Origin of the sequence: Streptomyces sp. HSW2009 (genome assembly GCF_040240285.1) — a bacterium.
In the GTDB taxonomy this organism is placed as follows: Bacteria; Actinomycetota; Actinomycetes; order Streptomycetales; family Streptomycetaceae; genus Streptomyces.
Genome location: NZ_JBEHZD010000432.1, coordinates 1 through 7042 on the forward strand (window position 1 = coordinate 1; position 7042 = coordinate 7042).

Consider the following 7042-nt stretch of genomic DNA (forward strand, 5'->3'; position numbering starts at 1 on the left):
GGGCGACCAGGACGTGCGGGAGGCACGGGAGGCGCAGGACGCGCGCCAGGCGTACGCGGAGCGCAGCCGCCGCGCGGCACCCGGCGCGAACGCCGCCCGAGTGGCGTCGGACGCGCGTGCCGCAGCCCGCGCCGCGGCAGCCGGACACGCCGCCGACCGGCCAGGTGGGGACGGGTACGACGACCGCCGAGCCAACCCCCGCGACGACCGCGACGACCGCCGTACCCACCACCGCGCCGACGGGCGCGCTGACCACCGGGGCGACCACCACGCGGACCACCGCTCCGACGGGCGCGACAACCGCCGCACCGACGACCGCGCCGAACGCCGGGCCGGCCGGCACGAAGACGACGGCCAGCGCGGCCAGCGCGGCGACCGCAAGCGGACCGCGCCGGCCACCGCCGGACCCGCGGGCACCCCCCGCACCGCCCGCGGGCGCACCGGTCGGCCGCGGCCCCCCAAGCCGCGCAACGGCTCGGGCGGACCGCCGCGCCGCCGCAACCCGCGCCCCCGGCTGCGCCTGGTGAGCCTGGCGCTCACGCTGGTGATGCTGGTGTTCGTGGTGCGGCTGCTCCAGGTGCAGGCCGTGGACGCCAACGCCTATACGGCCAAGGCCAACGTCAACCGGTACATCCCGGTCACCCTCGCCGCCGAACGCGGGTCGATCACCGACCGCAGCGGCGTGGACCTGGCCACCACCGTGGACGCGTACGACATCACCGCCGCGCCCGACCTGCTCACCGTCGCGCACGCCAAGATCCCCGACGCGCCGCGGCAGGCCGCAGCCCTGCTCTCGCCGATCCTCGGGGTGCCCGAGGGCGACCTGGTCGCCAAGCTCACCGCCAACCCCAAGTCCAAGTACGCGGTACTCGCCCGGCAGCAGACGCCGCAGGTCTGGAAGCAGATCAAGGACCTCAAGAGCGCCCTGTCCGACAAGCAGGCCAAGGGCCTGGGCAGCAACGTGCTGGCCGGGATCAACCGGGAGCGGCACAGCAAGCGCGTCTATCCCAACGGGGAGCTCGCCGCCGGTGTGCTCGGCTTCGTCAACGCCCAGGGCAAGGGCGGCGCCGGGATAGAGCAACTGCTCAACACCGAACTGGCGGGCAAGGACGGCAAGCGGGTCTACGCCCAGTCCGGCGGGCGTCAGGTGCCCACCGGCGACGTCAAGGAACAGCCCGCCGTGCCCGGCTCGGACGTCGAGCTGACCATCGACCGCGACATCCAGTGGGCGGCCCAGCGCGCCATCAGCGACCAGGTGCGCGCGTCCAAGGCCGACCGCGGCTACGTCGTCGTCCAGGACACCAGGACCGGCGAGATCCTGGCACTGGCCAACGCGCCCGGCTTCGACCCGGCCAACATCGCCGAGGCCGACCCGGCCACGCTCGGCAACGCCGCCCTGACCGACGCGTACGAGCCGGGCAGCACCAGCAAGCTGATGTCGCTGGCCGCCGTGCTCGAAGAGGGCGCCGCCACGCCGGCCACCCGGGTCGAGGTGCCCAACCGGCTGCCGCGCGCCGACCGGGCCTTCGCCGACGACATCAACCACCCCACCTGGCACCTGACGCTCAACGGCGTACTCGCCAAGTCCAGCAACATCGGCACCATCTTGGCCACCGAACAACTGGGCAAGACCCAGCCCGAGGCCAACGAGGTCCTCTACTCCTACCTACGCGCCTTCGGCCTCGGCAAGCCGACCGGCCTCGGCTTCCCCGGCGAGACCGCGGGCATCCTCGCCAAACCGGCGGACTGGAGCGCGTCGCAGCAGTACACGATCCCGTTCGGACAGGGCCTGTCCCTCAACGCCGTCCAGGCAGCGTCGGTCTACACCACCATCGCCGGCGGCGGCGAACGCGTCGTACCCACGCTGGTGCGCGGCACCCGCGGGGCCGACGGGCACTTCAGCCCGGCGCCCCAGCCGCAGCGCACCCGCGTGGTGAGCGAGAAGACCGCCAAGGAACTCGCCCAGATGCTGGAATCGGTGGTCGACGACCAGGAGGGCACCGGGGCCAAGGCCAAGATCCCCGGCTACCGCGTCGCCGGCAAGACCGGTACGTCCAACCGGGTCGACCCCAAGACCGGCCGCTACCACGGCTACACCGCGTCCTTCGCCGGGTTCGCCCCCGCCGACAAGCCACGGGTGACGGTCTACTGCGCCGTACAGAACCCCACCAAGGGCTCCTACTTCGGCGGCCAGGTCTGCGGCCCGGTCTACAAGCAGGTGATGGAGTTCGCCCTGAAGACCATGCGGGTGGCGCCCACCGGCAAGGCGCCGGCCCGGCTGCCCGTGAACTACCGGCCCGCCTCGTGAGCCCGGTCCACCCGTGAGTACGATCACCCCGGATTCGGGGAACCACGACCCGCGACCCGCCCGGCGGCCCGCCCGACAGGCAGCGGCCGAGCCGCCCCCGGGACCCGCCGAAGGCGCCGACCCGACGCCGTTCCCCGCGGGTCACAGCGGCGTGTCGCAGCACCGGACGCCCGCCGCGGCACCGGGCCAGGCCGCCGCACGCAGGGCCCCGGCCGACGCTCCGCACCGGTCACCCTCATTTAGCGGCGGACCCCATGCGCCCGGTACGCTCACCGCCGTGCCACATGCTGATCAGTCCCAAACCACCCATCAGGACGCCGCCCCGGAATACCCCGGACCGCCCCGTCCCACGCGGGTCCGCCCCACCCCCCTCACGGAGCTGACCGGTCAGCTCGGCATCGAGGTCCCAGCGGCAGCCGAGGAGGGCGCCGCGGCCACCGGCATCACGCACGACTCCCGGGCGGTGCGCCCCGGCGACATCTACGCGGCGCTCCCCGGCGCCCGGCTGCACGGGGCCGACTTCGCCGCCCAGGCCGCCGACCTCGGCGCCATCGCCGCGCTGACCGACCCGGCCGGCGCCGAGCGGGTCGCAGCCGCCGGCCTGCCGGCCCTGGTCGTCGCCGACCCGCGGGCCAAGATGGGCGCCCTGGCCGCCACCATCTACGGCGAGCCCGGCGAGGACCTGCTCCAGATCGGCATCACCGGTACCTCGGGCAAGACCACCACCGCGTACCTGGTCGAAGGCGGTCTGCGGGCCGCGCTCGCCGCCGACCGGCAGGCGTCCCAGACCGCGGGCACCCCCGGCGGCGGCCTCACCGGCCTGGTCGGCACCGTGGAGACGCGCATCGGCGACGACCGCATCAAGTCCGAGCGCACCACGCCCGAGGCCACCGACCTCCAGGCGCTGTTCGCGGTGATGCGCGAGCGCGGCGTGCGCTCGGTGGCCATGGAGGTTTCCAGCCACGCGCTGGTGCTCGGCCGCGTCGACGGCTGCGTCTTCGACATCGCCGTCTTCAACAACCTCAGCCCCGAGCACCTCGACTTCCACCCGGACATGGAGGACTACTTCCAGGCGAAGGCGCAGCTCTTCACCAAGGCCCGCAGCCGGGCCGCGGTCATCAACTACGACGACGAGTACGGGCAGCGGCTCGCCCGCGAGTCCCACATCCCCGTCGTCACCTTCTCCGCCGAGGGCCACCCGGACGCCGACTGGCGCGCCGACGGCGTCGAGCTCGGCCCGCTCGGCTCCACCTTCACCGCGCTCGGCCCCGAGGGCCAGTCGGTGCGCGCCGCGGCCCCGCTGCCCGGCCCGTTCAACGTCGCCAACGCGCTCGCCGCCATCACCGCCCTGGTGGTCGCCGGGATCGACCCGCAGCTCGCCGCCGACGGCGTGGCCGCGGTGCCCGGCGTGCCGGGCCGCCTGGAGCGGGTGGACGCCGGCCAGCCGTACCTGGCGGTCGTGGACTACGCGCACAAGCCGGACGCCGTCGAATCCATGCTCCGCGCGCTGCGCAAGGTCACCGACGGCAAGCTGCACGCCGTCCTCGGCTGCGGCGGCGACCGCGACCCGCACAAGCGCCAGGCCATGGGCGCCGCCCTGGCCAGGCTCTCCGACACCGCCGTCCTCACCTCGGACAACCCGCGCTCCGAAGACCCGCTGGCGATCCTGGCGGCGATGCTGTCGGGCGCCGCCGAGGTGCCGAGCCACGAGCGCGGCACGGTTCTGGTGGAGGAGGAGCGCGCCGTCGCCATCGCCGCGGCCGTCGCCCGCGCCGAGCCCGGCGACACCGTGGTGGTGGCCGGAAAGGGCCACGAGCTGGGCCAGGACATCGCCGGTGTGGTGCGCGCCTTCGACGACCGCCAGGTGCTGCGCGAGGCCATCGAGGCCGCCCGGCAGATCCCAGCGACCCCTTACTACGCATCCGCAGCGCCCAGCGCTTCTCGTACGCAGCACCACGACGACCAGGGATGACCCACCGCCATGCGCGCATCACCCTCTTCCAGGCAGCTCACGGGTACCGCCGGAGGTGACCTGTGATCTCGCTGTCCCTCGCTGAGGTCACCGCCATCGTCGGCGGGCAACCGCACGACATACCGGACCCCACGCAGCGGGTCACCGGACCCGTCGTGATCGACTCCCGCGAGGTGGGCCCCGGTGGCCTGTTCGCCGCCATCGCGGGCGAGCGGGTCGACGGGCACGACTACGCCGCGGGCGCGGTCGCCGACGGGGCGGTGGCGGTCCTCGCGAACCGCCCGCTCGGCGTGCCCGCCATCGTCGTGGACGACGTGGTGGGCGCGCTCGGCGCGCTGGCCCGCGCCGTCGTCGAGCGGCTCGGCGCCCGCGTCGTGGGCCTGACCGGCTCCGCGGGCAAGACCAGCACCAAGGACCTGATCGCCCAACTCCTGGAGCGACTCGGCCCGACGGTGTGGACGCCGGGCTCGTTCAACAACGAGATCGGCATGCCGCTGACCGCGCTGCGCGCCGAGGACACCACGCGCCACCTGGTCCTCGAAATGGGTGCCCGCGGCATCGGCCACATCCGCTACCTGGCCGAATTGACCCCCCCGCACATCGGTCTCGTACTCAACGTCGGCACTGCCCACATCGGTGAGTTCGGCGGTCGGGAGCAGATCGCACAGGCCAAGGGCGAGCTCGTGGAGGGGCTGCCGTCGGCCGCCGACGGCGGCGTCGCGGTGCTCAACGCGGACGACCCGCTGGTACGTGCCATGTCCGCGCGGACCACGGCCGATGTGCTGCTCTTCGGCGAGGCCCCGGACGCGCACGTACGCGCCGAGAATGTCCGGCTTACCGACCTCGGACAACCCAGCTTCACGCTTCACACACCCACCGGGTGCGGTGACGTGACCATGCGCCTGTACGGTGAGCACCACGTGTCGAACGCGCTCGCCGCTGCCGCCGTCGCCCATGCGTTGGGCATGCCCGCCCCTGAGATCGCCCGTGCGCTCTCCGAGGCCGGGCAGCTCTCCCGCTGGCGGATGGAGGTCACCGAGCGCGCGGACGGCGTGACGATCGTCAACGACGCCTATAACGCGAACCCCGAGTCCACGCGAGCCGCGCTGCGCGCGCTGGTGGCCATGGGCTCGGCTCACAGGGCACAAGGGGGACGCACATGGGCGGTGCTCGGTCAGATGGCCGAACTCGGTGAGGAGTCACTCGCCGAGCACGACGCGGTCGGGCGGTTGGTCGTCCGACTCAACGTCAGCAAGCTCGTGGCGGTCGGTGGCCGGGAGGCCGCCTGGATCGACATGGGCGCCAAGAACGAGGGTTCGTGGGGTGAGGAGTCGGTGCACGTGTCCGACGCGCAAGCGGCGGTCGAACTGTTGCGCAGAGAGTTGCGCCCGGGAGACATCGCACTGGTGAAGGCGTCCAGGTCGGTCGGTCTGGAGCGGGTCGCCATGGAGCTGCTGAGGGAACCGGGCGCTGCCGAGGGCGAGGGTGCCGGGCGATGAAGCAGATCCTCTTCTCCGGAGTGATCGGACTCTTCCTGACCTTGGTCGGCACCCCGCTGCTGATCAAGCTCCTCGCCCGCAAGGGGTACGGGCAGTACATCCGTGACGACGGCCCCCGCGGCCACCACGGCAAGCGCGGCACCCCGACCATGGGTGGCATCGCCTTCATCCTGGCCACGCTCATCGCGTACGGCCTGACGAAGGTGATCACGTCGAGCGAACCGACCTTCTCCGGCGTGCTGGTGCTCTTCCTCTTCGCCGGCATGGGCCTGGTCGGCTTCCTCGACGACTACATCAAGATCGTCAAGCAGCGGAGCCTGGGCCTCCGGGCCAAGGCGAAGATGGCCGGCCAGCTCATCGTCGGCATCGCCTTCGCGATCCTCTCGCTGAACTTCGCGGACGCCCGCGGCCAGACGCCGGCCTCGGACAAGCTCTCCTTCACACAGGACTTCGGCTGGCAGATCGGCCCGGTCATCTTCGTGATCTGGGCGCTGTTCATGATCCTGGCGATGTCCAACGGCGTGAACCTCACCGACGGCCTCGACGGCCTGGCCACCGGCGCATCGGTGATGGTCTTCGGCGCCTACACCTTCATCGGCGTCTGGCAGTACCAGGAGTCCTGCGCCAACACGCCGACCGCGGGCCCCGCCTGTTACGAGGTCCGTGACCCGCTTGACCTGGCCATCGTCGCCTCCGCGCTGATGGGTGCCTGCTTCGGCTTCCTGTGGTGGAACACCTCGCCCGCCAAGATCTTCATGGGCGACACCGGTTCGCTGGCCCTCGGCGGCGCCCTCGCCGGCCTCGCCATCTGCTCGCGCACCGAACTGCTCATCGCCCTGCTCGGCGGCCTGTTCGTGCTCATCACGATGTCCGTCGTCATCCAGGTCGGCTCGTTCAAGATGACCGGCAAGCGCGTCTTCCGCATGGCACCACTCCAACACCACTTCGAACTCAAGGGGTGGTCAGAAGTCCTTGTGGTGGTCAGATTCTGGATCATCCAGGGCATGTGCGTGATCGTCGGCCTCGGCATCTTCTACGCCGGCTGGGCGGCGGCCAAGTGACCAGCGAGTACGCCGGCCGTCGCATCACCGTCGCCGGTCTCGGCGTCTCCGGGGTCCCCCCCCCCCCCCCGCCGCGGGGGCGGGGGGCCCCCCCCCCCGGCCCCGGGCCACCATGGCGCACCTGAGCCGGGCCCCCCCGCCGGCGCCGCCCGCCGGGCCCGCCCGGGTCCCGGCGCCGGCCGCCACGGCCGGCGGGTGGTGC

The 7042-nt window shown here is 72.8% G+C and carries 4 protein-coding genes; all 4 read left to right on the forward strand.

Features of this window, described 5'->3' with window-relative positions:
• Window positions 1-100: 100 nt before the first annotated feature.
• The 4 genes from AAHZ94_RS25370 (at window position 101) to mraY (ending at window position 6840) form a co-directional block, all read left to right on the forward strand.
• A complete protein-coding gene (locus tag AAHZ94_RS25370) occupies window positions 101-2308 on the forward strand; it encodes a peptidoglycan D,D-transpeptidase FtsI family protein (RefSeq protein WP_349995512.1) in 2208 nt (735 codons plus the stop codon).
• 277 nt (window positions 2309-2585) lie between these two features.
• Window positions 2586-4280: a UDP-N-acetylmuramoyl-L-alanyl-D-glutamate--2,6-diaminopimelate ligase gene (locus AAHZ94_RS25375; RefSeq protein WP_349995505.1), complete on the forward strand. Its 1695-nt coding sequence runs from the start codon at window positions 2586-2588 to the stop codon at window positions 4278-4280.
• A 62-nt stretch (window positions 4281-4342) separates the two neighbouring features.
• Complete coding sequence (locus AAHZ94_RS25380; protein WP_349995508.1) at window positions 4343-5779, forward strand: UDP-N-acetylmuramoyl-tripeptide--D-alanyl-D-alanine ligase; 1437 nt, start codon at window positions 4343-4345, stop codon at window positions 5777-5779.
• Window positions 5776-6840: a phospho-N-acetylmuramoyl-pentapeptide-transferase gene (gene mraY, locus AAHZ94_RS25385; protein ID WP_349995510.1), complete on the forward strand. Its 1065-nt coding sequence runs from the start codon at window positions 5776-5778 to the stop codon at window positions 6838-6840. Before AAHZ94_RS25380 ends, mraY begins: the two co-directional genes overlap by 4 nt.
• Window positions 6841-7042: the final 202 nt, after the last annotated feature.